Source organism: Vibrio sp. MMG023, from assembly GCF_021654215.1.
Lineage (GTDB): Bacteria > Pseudomonadota > Gammaproteobacteria > Enterobacterales > Vibrionaceae > Vibrio > Vibrio jasicida.
In genome coordinates, this window is record NZ_JAKFZP010000006.1 from 426,307 (window position 1) to 447,084 (window position 20,778).

Consider the following 20,778-nt stretch of genomic DNA (forward strand, 5'->3'; position numbering starts at 1 on the left):
CTTTTTATTGAATCCCACCCCAGATTGATACAAGCTTAAGCCTATCTAGGTTGCTCAAGAGACATCTCTTCATCGGGTTAACCATTATTTTGCGCACAGGTTTTGGCAAGGATGAAAACAGCAGGTCGAATTCTAATTCTTATATTCGTATTGGCGATCGCGGTACCAACTGCTTTTATCGCCTTACTGACGACCTCGTACTCCAAACAAACCTGGAACCTGCTATCAGAGTCGACTGAGCTCCCTTTGCAAGCAGAAAGTGTCCAATACGAATTTCCTTACCACCTGAAACTGCAAGGCGTCACATCAAAAGATAAACAATGGCCTTATATCGAACAAGTTGATGTCTGGCTCAACCCCGATGTTCGTCACAATGGAAAGTGGGTTGTCGATAGTTTGCTTATTGATGGTCTGAGCTTGCAACAAGGCATGCCGACTCTCCCTCAATTAACAAATGTCCAATTTCATCAGGTGGCGCTAAAAAACCTCGATTATGCGGATGACGCATTCAGTATTAATGGTTTAAGTCTACAAATCCAAGATCCACAATGGAATGGCAAGGACCAACTCGTTCCTTTCGGTGCAATCCAACTGTCTGCCGAGCAGTGGTACTGGAATGGTGAGACCTTTAACAATGTTTTGGTCGATGTCGATTATAAAGCACAGGACAGCACCCTTTACGGCGCATCGTTTAATTGGCGAGACAGTGAGATTTCAGGCCAAGGTGAGCACTATCCACAAGGTTGGTCGCTGGTGAATGTTACTGTTGACAGGCTCAAAATCAACAACACTCAGTTACAATCCTTGTTAGCGAAACCATGGCATGCTCTACCGATTAACATAAGTCACATTAACAGCCTCGACCTACTGAATGCAGACGTGGAATACGGAGATTGGCATTGGCAGAATTTAGAATTATCGGTAGAAGATGCATCTCTCCCATTGTCATTGTGGAATACAACAGCACAAATATCTCTGCAAGCTGACAGCGTCAGTTTCCAAGATCAAACCGCGGTTGAGCCTCGCTTGAATGCTCAATTCAAGCCAGGATCCATTCAACTGCAAGAACTAAGCTTAGATTGGCAACAGGGTACCGTTCAGATATCAGGCGAGTTTGAGCCAGAGCATTGGAAAATTAACAACGCCACCATCACTGGATTAAAATGGGCAATCCATCCAGGAGATAAAACCGATTGGTGGCAAACAACGACAGAGAAGCTCCAGCAAGTCGATGTTAAGCAGTTAGAGATTGAACGCAGTCAAGTAATCCAGTTATCCAAACAACCTTACTGGCAGCTTTCTGGCTTGAATTTGGAGGGTGACCAGCTCGAAGTAAAACGCAGCAATGGTCACTGGGGTATTTGGAATGGCAAGCTTGATGCAAGCGTCGTGAATGCCAGTTACGATCAAGTCCTTTCATCGCATGCTGCGATCGCAACCCAAAGTGAAAATGGCTTCTGGCAGCTAACACGTTTGTTTGCGCCATTAGAGCAAGGCTATATCGAAGGCTTGGGGCAAATCGATCTCAGTACCACCAGTCAACCATGGGCACTAAACCTCAATGCAGATGGTATTCCCCTGCAATTACTTCACCCATACTTACCAACAGCACTTGCGGTCAATGGCTTCTCTGACTTAAGTCTCGATTTAAAAGGATTGGCGGGCGATCAAAACATGCTTTCTTACAGCTTATCGGGAGAAGTCGAAGCCAACTTGCGTGATACCACCTTGAAATCGCAAGCGGACGATTCACTAAAGTCAGTCACTTTCAGCCCATTGCGACTGCAAGCTCAGCGAGGCGAAGTAAAGCTTCAGCCAGTGACCATTTCCGGCAAAGCCATTTCGGGTAACCTATCGGGTGAGTTTGATATGGCGAATAACCCACTGAGCGGTGTGATTTATCAGCTCAAAGAAGTGTGTGGAAAAGTTCAAGGTGACATATTGAGTGGCGACGTCGAAACCAATGAATGTGCAATTAAGCCAAAGAAGACTGAGTCAATCGAATCAGAAAAGTCTTCATCGAAAGTAACAAGCAGCAAAACGATTGACGCAATTAATCTAGAGCACCATGAAGAAGAACTGAGCGAAGAAGTGGTCGAAGAGGAAGAGCCTCACGCAACGGTGCACTCAGAAGAGCAACTTATCTCTAATCAAGAAGACTCGACTAAAGGTCCAGTTAAAGAAAGCGCGGCAGAAACTAACGCTGCCCCGCAAGGCCGTGACCTAACATCTGAAAAAGGCGCATCTACAAACACAGACGCGCCACAAGAAACACTAACAGCTGAGTAACTTAGAGTAATTCGGTAGCAGCATGTAAGTACCAACAAAGTCCACTGCTGGTACGTCACCACTGTAAATCACCACATGAATAACAATGCGCGCTTTACGTCCTGACGCAAGCCTGTCCAAATCACCACTAATACCATCAAGTGAGGTACTCGCCACAGGATTCTGCTCAACCGGATGGCGATAGCGAATCGAACTGTCTGCCAACACGATATCGCCGTGCAAACCACGCTCTTTCATCAACAACCACGTCATACCCCACCCCGTCAATGTCGCCAGAGTAAAGGCAGAGCCTGCAAACATGGTGTTATGCGGATTCAAGTTTGGATTGAGCTGTGCGCTACACTCAAACTGGTAACCCGTGTATTGATTGATTTTGATCCCCATCTTATCTGCAATTGGGATCTGCGCTTCCCAGCGTTCTTGTAGCTCGGTACACCAGTCGGGACGGCGAAGTACATCAGCCATTGGGTCAAGGTGTTTGACCATCTGTTGGTGGCGCACCGGTCCACGTTCATCGGTCAGTTCACCTCTTCGCTCAAAACCGTTCTTTTCGTAGAAGGCAATCGCATCTTCACGCGCATTACACACCAAACGCTTCGCACCTTCTTGACGCGCCAGAGATTCCAACGCCACGAGCACTAATGAGCCCATGCCTTTGCTACGACGGTTATTTTTCACTGCCATGTAGCGGATCTGACCATCATTATCTGGGGTAATGTACAAACGACCAATTGCCATAGGGCGGCCACGACTGTCAGTAATCATGCGATGATGGCTCATGCCATCGTACTCATCACGCTCTGATCCTATCGGCATACGCCAAGGTTCACGTAGCAATTGCCAGCGAAATTGATAGTACTTATTGAGCTGATTTTCTGTTTTTGGAGTTATGAGTTTGAACATATCAATCCTTGAAAGTACAAATCAAATGAAAGCCTTAGGAGAAAACACCCAAGCAAATTCAATTCGCTTGGGCTTAAAGCTTAGACCATGATATTGGAGTTACCAGATTAGACCTGTAGCCAGAAAGTCACCGGGCCGTCATTAATTAATGACACTTTCATATCAGCAGCAAAGCGGCCACGTTGCGTTGGTAGCTCTTGCTCACACAAATCAGAAAAGTAATCATACAGACGTTCTGCATCCGCAGGGTGTGCACCACGAGAAAAGCCTGCGCGAGTGCCTTTTTTGGTGTCTGCTGGTAACGTAAATTGAGACACCACCAACACCTTACCGTTCACTTGTTTGACGTTGAGATTCATTTTACCGTCATCGTCTTCAAACACTCGATAAGTGGTTACGCGCTCCATCAAACGTTTTGCTTTTGCTTCATCATCGTCCTTCTCTACACCAAGTAGAACAAGTAGACCTTGGTCGATTTCACCGACAACTTCACCGTCCACGCGAACGGCGGCTTCACTGACTCGTTGGATTAGCGCTATCACGACTCTCGCTTCCTTCATCTGTTAATTGCAATTCAGCGGTCGAGTGTATCATTTCTAGGTCATCACTCCAGTGCTCTCTTTCTCCCAAAGCCGCGGTGACTTCCGCACCAATCAAAACAATGAGCCAACACAAATACACCCACACAAACAAGATTGGAATGGCCGCTAACGCGCCATAAATCAACTGATAAGAAGGAAACTGGGTAATGTAGAAAGCAAAGCCTTTCTTACTCAATTCAAACAGCACAGCAGCAATAGCAGCGCCAACCGCACCATGGGATAGGTATACCTTTTTGTTTGGCACTAAAAAGTACAAGCCCATAAACGCAAAGAAGGACAACAACAAAGGCAGCCAACGCAAAAACAGGTTGTAAGCGCCCGATAGCGTTTCGTTCTCAATCAACTTAAGGGACGTCACGTAAGACGTCGCAGCAATACTTGCGCCGACCAAAATCGGACCAAGGGTCAACACCATCCAATACATTGAGAAAGAAAAGACAGGGCGGCGTTTGTCTTTTACTCGCCAAATGTAGTTTAAGTTCTTATCGATATTTGAAATCAACATCAAAGCCGCAACAAATAGAAAAGCACCGCCCACGGCAGTCATTTTTCCTGTATTCGAAACGAATTCTTGCAGCGCCGTTCTTACTGCATCACCAGAAGCTGGGACAAAGTTATCAATGATGTAACCTTGCAAGGTTTCACCCACATTCTCAAACACCGGAAACTTCGACAATATCGACAAAAGTACCGTCAACATCGGCACAATAGACAGCAAAGTAATATAAGCTAGATAGCCAGCATTGACGTTGACGCGATCGTGCGTCATTCGTTTGAGAAGATATTTGGAAAACGCGACGCTCCCCGGCACAAGCCTAGTCAATCTCACCTTGTAACTCTCTGATAACTGGTTCATAGTTCATCCCATAAATTAGCGTCGAGGACATAAGAATGCCTTATTTATTAGCAATTGTACTATCAATTTTCACTTTAACAGGATGTCAGTCCGCTTATTATTCAGCGATGGAGCAAGTGGGATACCACAAGCGTGACATCATGGTTGATCGCGTTGAAGACGCCAAAGAATCACAACAAGACGCACAAGAAGAATTTACCAGTGCACTCGAAGCACTTTCTGCCTTAACCAATTTTGATGGTGGTGAACTGGAAAGCGTCTATAACAACATAAACGATAAATACGAAGACAGCGAAAAAGCAGCACAAGACGTGCGCGATCGTATTGCTGCAATTGAAGACGTGTCCGATGCGCTGTTTGATGAGTGGCAGGGCGAACTAGACTTGTACACCAGCGCGAAGCTACGTCGCTCAAGTGAACAAAAGCTGCGTGAGACCAAAGCATCTTACAAAACCATGCTCAGTGCGATGAAGCGTGCTGAAGACAAGATGACGCCAGTACTCAACACACTCCGCGACAACACGCTTTACTTAAAACACAACCTAAACGCGAGCGCGATTGGCTCTCTAAAAGGTGAATTTTCTAGCCTAGAGAAAGATATCCAATACGCAATCAAACAAATGAATGCCGCGATCGCAGAATCAGATAAGTTCCTGCAACAGCTGAATCAAAAGTAAGCCTTTAAAAGCTCCTCTTCGTGAGGAGCTTTTAGTTTGTGCTCTCGAGCACTAAGCCTATGACTCTTCGAACAAACTCGACCCTTTCTGGTATTGTTCCCCATGGTACTTCAACCACTTCATAACCCAGCTCAGCATACGTCTCGACAAGGGCGTGATGAATCTGAAGCGCTTCTTCAAAGCTGTGTGGGCGTACTTCATCTTGAACATAGATTGACGCTTCAGGTCGACAAGTTAGCACCTGACTATGGTACCCAGCACTCTCCGTTAAGAAAGCTTGCTCAACGTGACGCCCTCCAACTTGCAGATAAGCCACAATATCGGGAATCGCGCGATCCATAAAAGCCACCTGATGACTCAGCGACTCACACTTTTGCTTACCCATAAACTCAAGACATAAGTTGGCAAACTCGGGCAGGTTACTCCAAGGCAAGATGCCATTTTCTAACTGGCTTTGTTGCTCTATCAAAATACGTGAGCCTTCAGCAAACGTCGCATACCCTAAATGACCGAGCGCATTCAACAAGGTCGTTTTGCCGGCGCCTGGGCCACCCGTAATCACAATTGGCCTCATGTACTCTTTTCCCTTCAGATACAAAAAACCCCGAGCATAACTCGGGGTTTCTTCTTAATCGAATCCGTTAAAACAGATTATTTACCTGCACGAGAAGCGCGTTTACGGTCGCTTTCTGTTAGGAATTTCTTACGGATACGGATGCTTTCTGGCGTTACTTCTACTAGTTCATCTTCATCAATAAACTCTAGAGCTTGCTCAAGAGTGTGCTTGATTGGTGGAGTTAGAACCTGAGCGTCATCAGTACCAGATGCACGAACGTTGGTTAGCTGCTTACCTTTCAGAGCGTTTACTGTTAGGTCGTTATCGCGGCTATGAATACCGATAACCATGCCTTCGTAAACTTCTACACCGTGACCGATAAATAGGCGACCACGCTCTTGAAGGTTAAACAGTGCGTTAGTCAGTGCTTTACCCATTGCGTTAGCGATTAGTACGCCGTTGATACGCTGACCGATGTTACCGCCTTTGTGTGGACCGTAGTGATCAAACGTATGGTAAAGAAGACCAGAACCTGACGTTAGCGTCATGAATTCAGTTTGGAAACCGATCAAGCCACGAGAAGGCATATCGAAGTCCATGCGCACACGGCCTTTACCGTCTGGTGCCATGTCTTTCAGCTCACCTTTACGTAGGCCGATGTTTTCCATGATGCCGCCTTGGTGCTCTTCAAGAACATCAATCGTTACTGTTTCAAACGGTTCCATTAGCTGACCATCTTCTTCTTTGATGATTACTTCTGGACGAGATACAGCAAGCTCAAAGCCTTCGCGACGCATGTTTTCGATCAGGATAGATAGGTGAAGTTCACCACGGCCTGAAACGCGGAATTTGTCTGGATCGTCTGTTTGCTCAACGCGCAGTGCTACGTTGTGTACCAATTCTTTCTCTAGACGCTCAAGGATGTTACGTGAAGTTACGAATTTACCTTCTTTACCCGCGAATGGAGACGTGTTTACTTGGAACGTCATCGTTACTGTTGGTTCATCAACAGAAAGTGCTGGTAGCGCTTCAACTTGGTTTTGAGCACAAATAGTGTCAGAGATTTTCAGCTCACCAAGACCAGTGATTGCAATGATATCACCAGCGTTCGCTTGCTCAACTTCGTGACGCTCTAGACCAAGGTAACCCATTACCGTACCCACTTTACCGTTGCGCGTTTTACCGTCAGCACCGATAACTGTTACTTGTTGGTTTGGCTTAACGCTACCACGAGTTACACGAGCAACACCGATAACACCAACGTAAGAGCTGTAGTCTAGCTGAGAAACTTGCATCTGTAGTGGACCGTCTAGGTCAACTTCTGGAGCGGCTACTTCGTCAACGATAGTTTGGAATAGCGGTTCCATGTTTTCGCCAGTTTCGCCCTCTTCTAGAGTAGCCCAACCGTTTAGTGCTGAAGCGTAAACAACTTTAAAGTCTAGCTGTTCGTCAGTTGCACCTAGGTTGTCGAATAGGTCGAATACTTGGTCCATAACCCAATCAGGACGAGCACCTGGACGGTCAATCTTGTTGATTACAACGATTGGCTTAAGGCCGTGTGCAAATGCTTTTTGTGTTACGAAACGCGTTTGAGGCATCGGGCCATCAACAGCGTCAACGATAAGTAGTACTGAGTCTACCATCGACATAATACGTTCTACTTCACCACCGAAGTCCGCGTGTCCCGGAGTATCTACGATGTTGATGCGGTAATCATTCCAGTTAATTGCTGTGTTTTTAGCAAGAATGGTAATACCACGTTCTTTTTCGATGTCGTTTGAGTCCATGACTCGCTCTTCAGCTTCGCCGCGAGACTCTAGAGTACCTGATTGTTGCAGTAGTTTATCAACCAGTGTTGTTTTACCGTGGTCAACGTGCGCGATGATCGCGATATTTCTTAATTTATCAATCTGTGGAGTAGCCATGGATTTGATTCACTTAGATAGATGAAATGCCCCCACGCTGAGAACGGGTGCTCTCTGGTGACATTTGCTGATTAAAAAAACGGCCATAATGTACCAGATTTTAGCAAAAAGCATAGAAATATGTGATCTACTCCCGAGCTTTTCTGCGAAATTTACGCTTAATGCCCACTTTCCTTATTAAAGCGAATTGATTCAACGCAATTTTATTCCAATCGTTGCGTAATACAAATTGACTCTCGCTCAAAAACTGGACTAAATAAGCAACGTGTTTGTCACATTGTGGTGCAATAATTTAAATGCGCACCATTTTAGTGCAAAGTCAGATCATTTTGGTGCAATCGTTTGCACCAAACTAGGATCTGAAAACATAATCCCTTGAAATTAATGGAATATTTTTTTTGGCACGGTTTTGGCTTAAGAGAAACCAGCATCGATTAATAAAATGTCAAACAGATTAATCAATGCTGGATTTAATCAAGATTTCATAAATCGAGCTTTACCGCTTTATTAACACTGGAGGTTATCCACGATGTCAGTAGAAAACGTTTTATCACTGATCCAAGAGAACGAAGTTAAGTTTGTTGACCTACGCTTCACTGATACAAAAGGTAAAGAGCAGCACATCTCTATCCCTGCTCACCAGATCGACACAGACTTCTTCGAAGAAGGTAAAATGTTCGATGGTTCATCAGTTGCTGGCTGGAAAGGCATTAACGAATCAGACATGGTTATGATGCCAGATGCATCTTCTGCAGTGCTTGACCCATTCACTGAAGATGCAACGCTAAACATCCGTTGTGACATCCTTGAGCCTGCAACAATGCAAGGCTACGATCGCGACCCACGCTCTATTGCTAAACGCGCTGAAGACTTCATGCGCTCTACAGGCGTTGCTGACACAGTACTTATCGGTCCTGAGCCAGAGTTCTTCCTATTTGACGACGTTAAGTTCGCAACTGACATGTCTGGTTCTTTCTTCAAGATTGATGACGTAGAAGCAGCATGGAACACAGGTTCTGATTACGAAGAAGGTAACAAAGGTCACCGTCCAGGCGTTAAAGGTGGTTACTTCCCAGTAGCTCCTGTGGATTCATCTCAAGACATCCGTTCTGCAATGTGTCTAGTAATGGAAGAGATGGGCCTAGTTGTTGAAGCGCACCACCACGAAGTAGCAACTGCGGGTCAAAACGAAATCGCAACTCGCTTCAACACGCTAACAACAAAAGCAGACGAAATCCAAATCTACAAGTACGTTGTACACAACGTTGCACACGCATTTGGTAAGACAGCGACATTCATGCCTAAGCCACTAGTTGGTGACAACGGTTCTGGTATGCACGTTCACCAATCTCTAGCAAAAGACGGTGTAAACCTATTTGCTGGTGATAAGTACGGCGGCCTATCTGAAATGGCGCTTTACTACATTGGCGGTATCATCAAACACGCTCGTGCAATCAACGCATTCGCTAACCCATCAACGAACTCGTACAAGCGTCTTGTACCAGGCTTCGAAGCACCAGTTATGCTAGCTTACTCAGCGCGTAACCGTTCTGCTTCTATCCGTATCCCAGTGGTACCAAGCCCTAAAGCACGTCGTATTGAAGTTCGCTTTGGTGACCCAGCAGCAAACCCATACCTATGTTTCGCAGCAATGCTAATGGCTGGTCTTGACGGTATTAAGAACAAGATCCACCCAGGCGAAGCTATGGATAAAGACCTGTACGACCTTCCAGCGGAAGAAGCAGCAGAAATCCCAACAGTGGCTTACTCACTAAAAGACGCTCTAGAAGAACTAGATGCAGACCGTGAGTTCCTAACAGCTGGCGGCGTATTCTCTGATGACTTCATCGATTCTTACATCAGCCTTAAAGCGCAAGATGTTGAGAAAGTAAACATGACAACTCACCCACTTGAGTTCGAACTTTACTACTCTGTATAAGGTCTAAGCTGTGTAAAATGTAAACACAGTTACAAAATATTAGGCTCGCCTCGCAGGCGGGCCTTTTTTGTATACACTCAACTAAGTTGCCCGTTTAACATGGAGAGATAACAAAAATACGCCTGAATCTTTTATCTTTATGGATCAAGGTTCTAGGCAACCGAAACGTGAAATCATCGATCAAAAGAAGGTGAGCAATGAAAGTTCAGCTTTTACCAACCCTGTACGCGCTCAGTACCTTGCTGATGGCGTCGACCGCTGGTGCCCAAGTCGCTTACACTTGGGTAGATAAGGACGGGGTCATCCACTTTAGTGACACCCCCAATCAAGGTGCAAAAACCATTTCACTTCCCAACCTAGAGGCTAGTGCACCTGCTCCCCGGGTACAAAGTACGGAGTCTTTAACACCTCAAGCCAGCGTACCAAAAGAGACTGCTGATACACCGAAAGCAAAAACCGAAAAACCTGTGCCGCTTTCCCTATCCATGCTCACACCTCAACATGACGAAACCATAAGAAGTAACAATGGGTTAATCAACATCCAACTGGATGCCAACCGCAAACTAGGGATTGGAGAGCAACTGCAACTCATCCTTGATGGCAAGCCTTATGGAGCCCCTCAAAGCCGCCTCACTTGGCAACTCAGCAACATTGACCGTGGTACTCACACCCTTGCGGTACAAGCGAAAAGAAGCGGCAAGCTTATTGCATCTACTAGCCCTATAACGGTGCATTTACATAGAGCGAGTATCAAGCCGACCATTAAAGGGGCAAAGTAGAATATTAAGTGAGAAAAAACGCACGCTCGCGCTGCTTTTCACTTTTTCTTCTGAGATTTATTCGCCATACTTACGTTCTATTGCACCAATATAGTGCAGCGCACAATCACAACGCAAACAAGGACGTAATGTGGATACTAGTCTCTCCAGTGCCATCCTCAATAACATGGTGACAGCGACGTTGATTCTCGATGATGGATTGGCGGTACGTTATGCCAACCCTTCGGCTGAGTTGCTGTTTTCACAAAGCGCTAAGCGCATTGTCGAGCAATCACTGTCTCAATTGATTCAACATGCGTCTTTGGATCTGGCTTTACTGACCCAGCCACTACAAAGCGGTCAAAGTATTACCGACAGCGACGTTACCTTTGTTGTCGATGGCCGGCCTTTAATGTTAGAGGTCACCGTCAGCCCAATCACATGGCAAAAACAATTAATGCTGTTGGTTGAGATGCGCAAGATAGATCAACAACGCCGACTCACTCAAGAGCTTAATCAACACGCTCAACAACAAGCGGCTAAGTTGTTGGTGCGAGGCTTAGCACATGAGATCAAGAATCCACTGGGCGGTCTACGCGGCGCGGCACAGCTATTGGAGAAAATGCTGCCCGATCCGTCTCTAACCGAATATACGCATATCATCATTGAACAAGCAGATCGCCTGAGAGCCTTGGTAGACCGACTACTTGGGCCACAAAAACCAGGCAAGAAAACGCTAGAGAACCTTCACCAAGTGTTGGAGAAGGTACGCCAATTGGTGGAGCTGGAATCTCAGCATTCGGTGGTAGTTGAACGCGATTACGATCCAAGCTTGCCAGAGTTGCTAATGGATGCAGACCAAATTGAGCAAGCGATGCTCAATATTGTTAGCAATGCCGCACAAATACTGTCTCACCAAGAACACGGTAAAATCACCATACGCACCAGAACGGTGCACCAAGCCAATATTCACGGCCAACGCTGCAAGCTCGCTGCTCGCATAGAAATCACCGATAACGGTCCGGGTATCCCACCAGAATTACAAGATACGTTGTTCTATCCCATGGTCAGTGGCCGTGAAGGTGGAACAGGGCTCGGACTGTCTATCTCACAAAACCTGATCGACCAGCACAACGGCAAGATTGATGTCGAAAGCTGGCCAGGTCACACCACTTTTACGATTTATTTGCCAATCTGACCACGCTAAATGGTTTTGGTATTCGTCAGTTTTTAGGCTTTCGCTGCAAGGATTTATACATGAGTAAAGGATATGTTTGGGTCGTCGATGACGACAGTTCGATTCGCTGGGTGATGGAGAAAACACTCTCATCAGCCAACATTAAATGCGAAACCTACGCGGACGGGGAAAGTGTACTGATGGCGCTAGAGCGCGAAGTACCAGACGTGTTGGTTTCGGATATCCGTATGCCGGGTATCGACGGACTAGAGCTACTAAAGCAAGTTCAGCATGACTATCCTGATCTACCGGTCATCATCATGACGGCACATTCGGATTTAGACGCCGCTGTAAATGCTTACCAAAAAGGCGCATTCGAATATCTGCCAAAACCATTTGATATTGATGAAACCCTCACTCTGGTTGAACGTGCAATAGCCCACAGCCAAGAAAACAAACGTGAGCAATTGCTCCCAGAAGAGATTCCAACCGACACACCAGAAATCATCGGTGAAGCACCGGCGATGCAAGAAGTGTTTCGCGCCATCGGTCGCCTATCTCGCTCTTCCATTTCCGTTTTGATCAACGGCGAATCAGGTACAGGTAAAGAACTGGTAGCTCATGCTCTGCACCGCCATAGTCCGCGCGCCAACAAACCTTTTATTGCTCTCAATATGGCCGCGATTCCAAAAGACTTAATTGAGTCGGAATTGTTCGGCCATGAAAAAGGCGCATTTACTGGCGCAAACAGTGTTCGCCAAGGTCGCTTTGAGCAAGCCAATGGTGGCACGCTGTTTTTGGATGAAATTGGTGATATGCCATTAGATATTCAAACTCGCTTATTACGTGTTTTAGCCGACGGTCAGTTTTATCGAGTGGGTGGACACTCACCCATTCAAGTCGACGTTCGTATTGTCGCCGCTACCCACCAAAACCTAGAAAAATTGGTCCACGAAGGCGATTTCCGTGAGGATTTATTCCACCGCTTGAACGTTATTCGAGTTCAAATCCCCGCGCTAAGAGAGCGTAAACAAGACATCGAAAAGTTAACGCAACACTTCTTGGTTCGTGCGGCTGATGAGCTCGGTGTCGAAACCAAAGCCTTGCACCCTTCTTCTGTCGACATTCTTAATCGTCTTGATTGGCCGGGTAACGTGCGCCAATTAGAAAACATTTGTCGTTGGTTAACCGTAATGGCAAGTGGTAGTGAAGTGCTACCAAGCGATCTGCCCGCAGAATTATTGGAAGAGAAAAAAATTATCACCGAGACAAGCAGTGGCAGTTGGCAAGAACAATTAGCGGACTGGGCACGCCATGCGTTAGAAGCTGGGGATAAAGAACTACTTTCCTTCGCTTTACCAGAATTTGAACGCATTTTATTGGAAGCTGCGTTAGAACATACTAAAGGTCACAAGCAAGATGCCGCTAAAGTACTAGGTTGGGGACGCAATACCTTAACCAGAAAGTTAAAAGAGCTGTACTGATTTCGAGCGATCACGACGTTAGAGCATGGTTATCAAGCGCAAATTTTTCATCTCGCTTGATAACCTAAATGTCAGTACAATTACGGCACACCATCCCTTTTGTGACTAGGCAATGTCTAACGCGACGACTCAAATTACACTACGTACTGCTGTTCTCATCCCCTTTGTGATGATTTTTTTGCTGGCTATCGGTGTGATTGTTTACGTCCAAAAGCAGAGCTACGAAGAAGTTGTTACCGACATCAGTGATAAACAACTTTCTGTACTCACAGAAAGTGTTCACGACCATTTGAATGATTACTTACGCAAACCTTTTACCGCCGTCGCTGCACTCGGCCACAACGTCAGTTATCACAACCTTTACCACCCGAATGACACGAAAGACATTCAATCCTATTTGCTCAGCGCATTTAAAGATCTGTACCACTCGATACCGCAACTCGATGTGATCGCTTTTGGCTCAGAAACGGGTGACTTTACCGGTTTTCGCCGCGAGTCAGCCGATGCATATACCCTGATGGTGCAAGACTACCGAACCAAAGGCAGTTTGGTGATTTATGGTAGTGAAGAAGTCAGTGATGATATTCGTACTATCATCGCCCCTTATGACCCAAGAACTCGCCCTTGGTATCAACCCGTAGCACAAGACCATAAAGCCCATTGGTCATCAATTTATGCCAATGCTGATGAGCGTCAAGACATCACTCTTTCTGCGATGACACCGGTTTACGAAATGGGTACATTTGCAGGCGTCTTGGTCACAGATATACGCATCAACACTTTCAATCAGTTCTTACAAGAGTTAAAGCAAGAGACCAATGCTTCCGTCTATATCATGGACCAACAGCATCGTTTAGTTGCTCACTCAGGACAAGGCAGTGTGATTTCATGGGGTACTAAGTTCTCCGATAAGGGCCAGCGTTTGCTTGCATCAGAGAGTGCCGACCCAATCATAAAAATGAGTGCTGCTCGAGTTAGCGGACAGGTGTTGAATTACACTGATAAACCCTATACGTTCGAATTCGACTTTAATGGTCAGCGCACTTTTAGTCGTATCACGCCTTATTATGACAGCAATGGCTTAACTTGGTTTATCGGCACCTCCATCTCTGAGAGTGAATTACTCGGCACCTTGCCCAAGAGCCAACAAAGGAGCTGGATGGTTGGCTTTTTAGTGAGTCTATTTGGCATCGTTGTCAGTCTACTGATCTTCAATCGCGTCACTCGTCCTATCAATGCTACCGCTACAGCAGCGCAGCATCTGGCTAAAGGGGATTGGGACAGTACGATGCCTCGCCCTGGCTATGTCTACGAAACCACCATCCTTGTACAAGCCTTTAATGAAATGGCCAGTAATCTAAAAGCGTCATTCAAAGCGTTGCGAGAGCAGCTCGAATTCGACTCATTAACCCGTCTCTACAGCCGCCAAGGACTCATTGAAGTCAGTGAAAACAACTCACATGCAGAGCAAGGCAGTTTGTATCTCATTGGGATCAACAAATTTAGGGATATCAACGACAGTGTCGGCCATCACAATGGTGATCAGCTCCTGATCCATGTTGCTGAGCGCCTTAAGCAACAGTTGAAAGAAGAAGCGACGCTAGCTCGTATTGGTGGTGATGAGTTTGCGGTCTTTATGCCAAACATGCACAGCGACGGTGATATTCGTTTAATGGAAAGACGCTTACAGCAATTGCTTGCTGCGCCTTTCATACTCGATGGTGAAACAGTAGTAATCAAGGTTTCGATAGGGGTAGTCAGAACAAAATCAGAGCAATCGATGTCACTGTGGCTACGCAACGCAAGCATCGCCTTAAGCTATGCGAAGCAAGATTCGCTAGCTAGCGTTTGTCACTACAGTCCAGAAATGGCCAGCGCCTCAAAGTTCCGCACTCAAATGCAGGCCAAGATTCAGACGGGCATCGATAATCGTGAATTCGTGCCCTACTATCAACCTATCGTCGATCTGGCAAGCGGCAACATTTGTGGCGCAGAAGCTTTAGCTCGTTGGCACAGTGAATCAGGAATGGTTTCTCCATTAGATTTCATCCCGATCGCAGAAGAAAGCAGCATGATCAAAGCAATAGGGCAACAAATACTCTTCCAAGCATGCCGTGACACACGTAAAGCCATCGACAAAAAACAGTGGCCTGAGAACTTCCAATTGCATGTGAATGTCTCAGTAAACCAACTCTCTTGTCCTGACTTTGTCGACACCGTCAGCAGCGTCCTAAAAACGACTCAATTGCCAGCCAATAATGTCACATTAGAAATTACTGAGTCTCGTATCATTGATAGTGCACCAACAACATTGGATAACCTGATCAAACTGCGTCAAATGGGATTAGGGATTGCCATTGATGATTTTGGTACTGGTTACTCATCTTTAGCGTACCTTCATGCGCTACCATTTACATGCTTGAAGATAGATCGCACCTTTATCAACCGACTCACTGAAGAAGACCTCGACAGCTCTGTTGTTGCCGCGATAGTGAACATCACCAAAGGCATGAAAACCAATGTCGTTGCAGAAGGCGTAGAGACAGCCACGCAGGCAAAGCTGCTTAGCGCATTAGGTTGTAACCAAGTACAAGGTTTTTACTATAGCCGCCCATTACCGCTGGAAGACTGGCCAACACATTTGGTTAACATGAAGTAGAAAAGAGCTGAAATCGTTGATTTCCTAGTCATCATCTACTGACAATCTACCTAACTGTTATTTATACTTAACTGCAAATCTTCCCCATGTATTGTCATCGATAATGTTTGGGCTGAGTTCCTGTTCACAACATACAACCCGGATCGACATAATGATAACTAAGAATCTTCCCCTGACTGATTTGCACCGTCACCTTGACGGTAACATTCGCACTAAGACTATTCTTGAGCTTGGTCAGCAATTTGGTATTGCGCTACCAGCTTATGATATTGAGTCTCTTACCCCACACGTTCAAATTGTTGAAGCTGAGCCATCTCTTGTAGCCTTCCTTTCGAAGCTTGATTGGGGTGTGGCGGTACTGGGCGATCTAGATGCATGCCGCCGTGTTGCTTACGAAAACGTAGAAGACGCACTGAACGCGCAAATCGACTACACTGAACTTCGCTTCTCACCATACTACATGGCGATGAAACACAAACTGCCAGTGGCAGGCGTTGTGGAAGCCGTGGTTGATGGTGTGCAAGCGGGTATGCGTGATTTCGGTATCAAGGCGAACCTGATTGGCATTATGAGCCGTACATTTGGTACTGATGCTTGTCAGCAAGAGCTGGATGGTATCCTGAGCCAAAAAGATCACATCGTAGCCGTTGACCTGGCAGGTGATGAGCTTGGCCAACCAGGTGACCGTTTTGTCTCTCACTTCAAGCAAGTCCGTGATGCAGGCCTAAGTGTTACTGTTCACGCGGGTGAAGCGGCGGGCGCAGAAAGCATGTGGCAAGCAATTCAAGAGTTAGGTGCAACTCGTATCGGTCATGGTGTAAAAGCGATTCACGATCCTAAGCTAATGGATTACCTAGCAGAAAACCGCATTGGTATTGAATCTTGCCTGACGTCAAATTTCCAAACGAGTACGGTTGAATCGCTAGCTAACCACCCGCTTAAGCAATTCCTAGAGCACGGTGTGCTGGCGTGTCTGAACACGGACGACCCAGCAGTTGAAGGTATTGAACTGCCATACGAATACGAAGTGGCAGCACCAGCAGCAGGTCTGACTAAAGAGCAAATTCGCCAAGCGCAAATCAACGGTCTAGACATCGCTTTCCTATCAGATGCAGAAAAAACTGAACTGAAAGAAAAAGTGAAAGATCGCGTTTAATTGCCGCGAAGGACATAAAAAATGCCAGCATTTGCTGGCATTTTTTTATATCCAAAATCTATTGAGAACTTAGATAACGCGAGAGAATTGCTGCTGACGCGCTTTCGCTCGTAGGTACTTGTCGAAGCACATACAGATATTACGAATCAATAAGCGACCACGAAGTGTCACCTGAATTTCACGCTCATCCACTTCTACCAACTTGTCATCAACGAAAGTTTGTAGAAGCTGTAGATCTTCTTTGAAGTACTGTTCGAACTTCACTGCAAACTCAGACTCAATCGCTTTCTTATCCAGTTTAAAGTTACAGATAAGCTGCTTAATCACCTCACGGCGTAGCAAATCATCTGAGTCTAAAGAAACCCCTTTCCAGAGTGCATGACGCAAGTCATTCACTTGAGCATAGTACTTCTTCAACTCTTTTTGGTTTTGCGCGTACGCATCACCAATCATGGAAATCGCAGAAACACCAAAGCCGACCAAATCACACTCACCTTGCGTGGTGTAGCCTTGGAAGTTGCGGTGCAAAATACCTTCACGCTGGGCGACGGCAAGTTCATCATCTGGCATCGCAAAGTGGTCCATACCGATGAATTGGTAGCCAGCTCCCGTAAGTGTCGCGATCGTGTCTTGCAGAATCGCCATCTTCTCTTCAGCTTTCGGCAAATCCTCGTCTTTAATCTTACGCTGCGCAGCAAATAGCTGAGGCATATGCGCGTAGTTAAACACCGATAAACGACCCGGCTGCATTTCTAACACTTGCTCAAGTGTTTTAGCAAAGGACACCTTCGTTTGCTTCGGTAAGCCGTAAATTAGATCGAGGTTCGTTGAACGAAAGCCAAGCTCTTTGGCGCGTGCGACCATCGCAAAGATAAATTCTTCATCTTGCTCGCGATTCACAAGCTGCTGAACTTCTTTATTGAAGTCCTGAACACCAATGCTCAGACGATTGAAACCTTCACTGCGCAGATGATCCAGCATGGTTAGTTCGATTTCACGCGGGTCCACCTCAATACTGATTTCAGCGTCCGCATTAAAGATAAATTCTTGGCGCAATAAATCCATCACACGAGTGATTTGTTTTTCAGACAAGAAAGTTGGTGTACCACCACCAAAGTGCAGTTGAGTGACTGTACGCTCACCAAGCAACGATGCGCGTTGACGAATTTCATGCTCCAGTACGTCTAGGTATTCGTCTGCTTTGTGCGAATGACGAGTAATGACCTTGTTACAGCCGCAGTAGTAGCAAAGCTTGTGGCAAAACGGAATATGAACGTACAAAGATAACGGACGATCTGGGTATTGAGTGCATGCCATATCGTAGTCTGAAATGGTAAATGCTTCATGAAACTCCAGCGCCGTTGGGTACGACGTATAGCGAGGACCGGAATAGTTGTACTTATCCAATACCGCTTGATCCCAGACAATTTGCTGCTTCGATTCAGTATGTTGATTCGACATGGTGGTACTTTCCGTTAAATGCGAGGGCAACGAAAATCGTTACCCAATATTCAGAGGTCGTTATTTTGCCATATGACAAAGGCAACAACGGTAACCGCAGGTGGCTTTTTAAGTATAAAACCAAAGAAGTGCTAGCGTGATCACGATACCCCCAATAGCAATAAGGAAGCCATTGGGGATACAAACTAGATCATCTGAATATTGATTTGGTTATTCAGTGGCTGGACGTTTTTTTGCAACACTTTGAGTTCTTCTACGATCGTATCCGTCAAGCGCTGCTCTGCTTTATGGCGATCCAAGTTTTGTTGCATACGCTCTTTCTTCGCAAGTTGCTGTCGGTCTTCACCACGCGCCATATCTTTCACAATATGGTAAAGCTCAGAAATCGCTGGGTACGTTTTATCAAAATCCACCCGGTCTTCACCCTGAACATAGTCCATGATGTTGTATACACGAATGCTGATTTCAGATAAATCACACTGGCCTTGAATGCCAGCCTGACACAAAGTATGCACGTTCTCAAAAATGTTGGCGTTACGTTTATCGATCGCCAATTTTTTATGCTTCAGCTGCAATTCCTTTTGCTTTTTCAATTGAAGCAGAAGGTAACCTGCATATGAAGCCAGCGCGATAATGATCACAGCACCCGCAATCGCTAATAAGGTTACGTTCATGAATTACTTATCCTTTGTAGTCGTCGAAGTTGATGTCATCGAAATCCGCTAGTAGGTCATCGTCGTTGCGAGTACCTTTAGCAGCAGGAGCGGTGAAGTCTTCCTCTTCTTCCGGCTCAAGTAGACCAAGTTGGTCCATCAGTTTTTCGATACGATCTAGCTTCTCATCTACGAACTTCTGTAGACCTGTGCCTAGGTTCTCACCCGCTTCAATGCGATCCAACAACACGTTCAATTGCGCATCGTTTTCTAGCATCTCTAGCTCTTGCTCAGCCGATAGGCGACGCTCTTGTTTTGTCATCTTCTTCGCTGGCTCAACGATCAGAGGAATTTTCTTCTTACTACCTAAACGTGGATCACGATTTTGGGCAGCAGATTGCTTCTTCTGTTCATTCACTTCTGAGTTACGGTTACCTGTCTTCAAGCCTTTACGCTTTTTAGCGCGCTTGCGTAGACGGCCTTCAACGTCAGATTCTGTGCGGTTACGAGTGACAACAAACTCAGGTGCGCCTGCTGCACCTGGCTTTCTAGATTTTTTACTACGGCTCATTACTGGGCTTTCCTCAGTAAAATTACATCATTACCAATAAATTCGAGTTCGAGCTTATCCCGCTCAGCTAGGAACTGGAACGTTTCACGGCTAAAGAACACCACGTGAGTAGGATCGTTCTTATAATGCCATGATTGAAAGGCTTCTACATCGATGACCATTTTCGTCATCAGGCCTATCCAGCCACCTGGCTTAACTAAATTCAACCATTGCTTCCACACCACATCGGGGTGGTAGAGGTGTTCGATCACCTCTGTTGCTGTCATGAAGTCATACTGCTTTTCTAACACCGATGTATTAGGGTGATAGTAAAGATCATACAACGCCATGTTGTGCCCCGCTTCTTCTAACATTAATGAAAGCGTAGGGCCTGGACCACAACCAAAGTCGATTCCGTTCGATTGTGGTGAAATTCGCTCTGCGATTGGGTCAGCAATTCGCGACAAAAAATGTCGATATCCCATATCTTCAGGATTGTTCTCATGCAGATCATAGTGAGCTTTTTCAGTTTTCGCATCCAAACGTTGGTCTGGATTGACGAATACCAAACTGCACTGTTCACACTGAAGATACTCACGTCGCTTATCTTCAAAAAAGTGGTGAGTGCGCTGATTCTGGCATAAAGGACAGGTGTGCATGCTGACTTCCTCAAACAGGGATGCGAAACATACCAGAAAGTGGACACAGATTGGAGTGTTGCTGGATACTTTTTCAGCAGTTTTTGTTAAAAAACTTTGATTGGCAAAAATGAATATAAAAAAAGCGACAGTGAGACTGTCGCTTTCTGAATGCCACCAATAAGTGGCGAAACTGTGTTGCACACATCTGGTGCACCAAGAATCCTTTTGTTTTTCAAGCTTTCCCTGCCAAAAAGTGTTGTTCTTCATCTTCCTGATGAGTTTTGGCTATCCTTTCACTTCCTGTTTACTGAGCTACTTCCTGAAGCCTGATCCGTTTCGCTGTCTTAACCGTTAGACTAGATGACCATCCATATCTGATAGGCTCCTTGCCTATCTAAGTCCCTTTTCCGACTACCAAACGTCCTTCGCTTGCGTCCTTGGAGACCTTATATCCATGGTCTAAATTCCTGAGGTTCACTCCTTGTGAACACC

General features: G+C 45.8%; 17 protein-coding genes. 8 read left to right on the forward strand and 9 right to left on the reverse strand.

The window, feature by feature from the left end; genetic code table 11:
* Positions 1–111: 111 nt before the first annotated feature.
* On the forward strand, positions 112–2,289 hold the full coding sequence (locus L1076_RS20650; protein ID WP_237304380.1) for an AsmA family protein: 2,178 nt from the start codon (positions 112–114) through the stop codon (positions 2,287–2,289).
* On the opposite strand, the gene L1076_RS20655 is transcribed toward L1076_RS20650, so the two are convergent.
* The 3 genes from L1076_RS20655 to L1076_RS20665 all read right to left on the reverse strand — a co-directional run bounded on the left by L1076_RS20655 (position 2,275) and on the right by L1076_RS20665 (position 4,650).
* Entirely contained in the window at positions 2,275–3,192 is a 918-nt protein-coding gene (locus L1076_RS20655) for a bifunctional GNAT family N-acetyltransferase/hotdog fold thioesterase (RefSeq protein ID WP_038870043.1), read from the reverse strand. The genes L1076_RS20650 and L1076_RS20655 overlap by 15 nt on opposite strands.
* A 107-nt stretch (positions 3,193–3,299) precedes the next feature.
* Positions 3,300–3,734 (reverse strand): D-aminoacyl-tRNA deacylase, encoded by a 435-nt coding sequence (dtd, locus tag L1076_RS20660; RefSeq protein WP_038870041.1) that lies wholly within the window; start codon positions 3,732–3,734, stop codon positions 3,300–3,302.
* On the reverse strand, positions 3,706–4,650 hold the full coding sequence (locus L1076_RS20665; protein ID WP_038870039.1) for a virulence factor BrkB family protein: 945 nt from the start codon (positions 4,648–4,650) through the stop codon (positions 3,706–3,708). The genes dtd and L1076_RS20665 overlap by 29 nt, the downstream gene beginning before the upstream one ends.
* Positions 4,651–4,685: 35 nt before the next feature.
* On the opposite strand from L1076_RS20665, the gene L1076_RS20670 reads away from it, so the two are divergent.
* Entirely contained in the window at positions 4,686–5,327 is a 642-nt protein-coding gene (locus tag L1076_RS20670; RefSeq protein ID WP_005434517.1) for a DUF2959 domain-containing protein, read from the forward strand.
* A 31-nt stretch (positions 5,328–5,358) separates the two neighbouring features.
* Here the strand turns inward: L1076_RS20670 and L1076_RS20675 are convergent, their stop codons facing one another.
* Both L1076_RS20675 and typA read right to left on the reverse strand, forming a co-directional pair.
* Positions 5,359–5,901 carry an AAA family ATPase gene (locus L1076_RS20675; RefSeq protein WP_237304381.1) on the reverse strand — a complete coding sequence of 181 codons (543 nt, stop codon included), beginning with the start codon at positions 5,899–5,901 and terminating at the stop codon, positions 5,359–5,361.
* A gap of 77 nt (positions 5,902–5,978) precedes the next feature.
* Positions 5,979–7,808 (reverse strand): translational GTPase TypA, encoded by a 1,830-nt coding sequence (gene typA / locus L1076_RS20680; RefSeq protein WP_038870035.1) that lies wholly within the window; start codon positions 7,806–7,808, stop codon positions 5,979–5,981.
* 529 nt (positions 7,809–8,337) lie between these two features.
* Here typA and glnA point away from each other — a divergent pair.
* The 6 genes from glnA to add all read left to right on the forward strand — a co-directional run bounded on the left by glnA (position 8,338) and on the right by add (position 16,981).
* Positions 8,338–9,747, forward strand: a complete 1,410-nt coding sequence (gene glnA / locus L1076_RS20685) for a glutamate--ammonia ligase (protein WP_038870033.1) — start codon at positions 8,338–8,340, stop codon at positions 9,745–9,747.
* Positions 9,748–9,944: 197 nt separating this feature from the next.
* The gene (locus tag L1076_RS20690) at positions 9,945–10,526 is read left to right on the forward strand and encodes a DUF4124 domain-containing protein (protein WP_038870031.1); all 582 of its coding nucleotides are present in this window, start codon (positions 9,945–9,947) and stop codon (positions 10,524–10,526) included.
* Positions 10,527–10,656: 130 nt separating this feature from the next.
* Complete coding sequence (gene glnL / locus L1076_RS20695) at positions 10,657–11,703, forward strand: nitrogen regulation protein NR(II) (protein ID WP_038870029.1); 1,047 nt, start codon at positions 10,657–10,659, stop codon at positions 11,701–11,703.
* 59 nt (positions 11,704–11,762) lie between these two features.
* The gene (gene glnG, locus L1076_RS20700) at positions 11,763–13,166 is read left to right on the forward strand and encodes a nitrogen regulation protein NR(I) (protein WP_038870027.1); all 1,404 of its coding nucleotides are present in this window, start codon (positions 11,763–11,765) and stop codon (positions 13,164–13,166) included.
* 112 nt (positions 13,167–13,278) lie between these two features.
* Positions 13,279–15,825 carry an EAL domain-containing protein gene (locus tag L1076_RS20705; RefSeq protein ID WP_237304382.1) on the forward strand — a complete coding sequence of 849 codons (2,547 nt, stop codon included), beginning with the start codon at positions 13,279–13,281 and terminating at the stop codon, positions 15,823–15,825.
* 151 nt (positions 15,826–15,976) lie between these two features.
* A complete protein-coding gene (gene add / locus L1076_RS20710; protein ID WP_042604057.1) occupies positions 15,977–16,981 on the forward strand; it encodes an adenosine deaminase in 1,005 nt (334 codons plus the stop codon).
* Between the two features lie 69 nt (positions 16,982–17,050).
* On the opposite strand, the gene hemN is transcribed toward add, so the two are convergent.
* The 4 genes from hemN to L1076_RS20730 form a co-directional block, all read right to left on the reverse strand.
* Positions 17,051–18,442, reverse strand: a complete 1,392-nt coding sequence (gene hemN, locus L1076_RS20715) for an oxygen-independent coproporphyrinogen III oxidase (RefSeq protein WP_038870022.1) — start codon at positions 18,440–18,442, stop codon at positions 17,051–17,053.
* A 185-nt stretch (positions 18,443–18,627) separates the two neighbouring features.
* Positions 18,628–19,116 carry a DUF2489 domain-containing protein gene (locus tag L1076_RS20720; RefSeq protein ID WP_038870019.1) on the reverse strand — a complete coding sequence of 163 codons (489 nt, stop codon included), beginning with the start codon at positions 19,114–19,116 and terminating at the stop codon, positions 18,628–18,630.
* A 7-nt stretch (positions 19,117–19,123) separates the two neighbouring features.
* Positions 19,124–19,666, reverse strand: a complete 543-nt coding sequence (gene yihI / locus L1076_RS20725) for a Der GTPase-activating protein YihI (protein ID WP_038870017.1) — start codon at positions 19,664–19,666, stop codon at positions 19,124–19,126.
* Positions 19,666–20,304 carry a class I SAM-dependent methyltransferase gene (locus L1076_RS20730; protein ID WP_038877099.1) on the reverse strand — a complete coding sequence of 213 codons (639 nt, stop codon included), beginning with the start codon at positions 20,302–20,304 and terminating at the stop codon, positions 19,666–19,668. Before L1076_RS20730 ends, yihI begins: the two co-directional genes overlap by 1 nt.
* Positions 20,305–20,778: the final 474 nt, after the last annotated feature.

Bases quoted from the DNA above. Each gene is read 5' to 3' on its own strand.
- L1076_RS20705 (WP_237304382.1), top strand. From the start codon at position 13,279: ATGTCTAACGCGACGACTCAAATTACACTACGTACTGCTGTTCTCATC.
- L1076_RS20670 (WP_005434517.1), top strand. From the start codon at position 4,686: ATGCCTTATTTATTAGCAATTGTACTATCAATTTTCACTTTAACAGGA.
- L1076_RS20690 (WP_038870031.1), top strand. From the start codon at position 9,945: ATGAAAGTTCAGCTTTTACCAACCCTGTACGCGCTCAGTACCTTGCTG.
- L1076_RS20650 (WP_237304380.1), top strand. From the start codon at position 112: ATGAAAACAGCAGGTCGAATTCTAATTCTTATATTCGTATTGGCGATC.
- hemN (WP_038870022.1), bottom strand. From the start codon at position 18,442: ATGTCGAATCAACATACTGAATCGAAGCAGCAAATTGTCTGGGATCAA.
- glnG (WP_038870027.1), top strand. From the start codon at position 11,763: ATGAGTAAAGGATATGTTTGGGTCGTCGATGACGACAGTTCGATTCGC.
- L1076_RS20655 (WP_038870043.1), bottom strand. From the start codon at position 3,192: ATGTTCAAACTCATAACTCCAAAAACAGAAAATCAGCTCAATAAGTAC.
- L1076_RS20720 (WP_038870019.1), bottom strand. From the start codon at position 19,116: ATGAACGTAACCTTATTAGCGATTGCGGGTGCTGTGATCATTATCGCG.
- yihI (WP_038870017.1), bottom strand. From the start codon at position 19,666: ATGAGCCGTAGTAAAAAATCTAGAAAGCCAGGTGCAGCAGGCGCACCT.
- glnA (WP_038870033.1), top strand. From the start codon at position 8,338: ATGTCAGTAGAAAACGTTTTATCACTGATCCAAGAGAACGAAGTTAAG.
- L1076_RS20665 (WP_038870039.1), bottom strand. From the start codon at position 4,650: ATGAACCAGTTATCAGAGAGTTACAAGGTGAGATTGACTAGGCTTGTG.
- add (WP_042604057.1), top strand. From the start codon at position 15,977: ATGATAACTAAGAATCTTCCCCTGACTGATTTGCACCGTCACCTTGAC.
- L1076_RS20730 (WP_038877099.1), bottom strand. From the start codon at position 20,304: ATGCACACCTGTCCTTTATGCCAGAATCAGCGCACTCACCACTTTTTT.
- typA (WP_038870035.1), bottom strand. From the start codon at position 7,808: ATGGCTACTCCACAGATTGATAAATTAAGAAATATCGCGATCATCGCG.
- L1076_RS20675 (WP_237304381.1), bottom strand. From the start codon at position 5,901: ATGAGGCCAATTGTGATTACGGGTGGCCCAGGCGCCGGCAAAACGACC.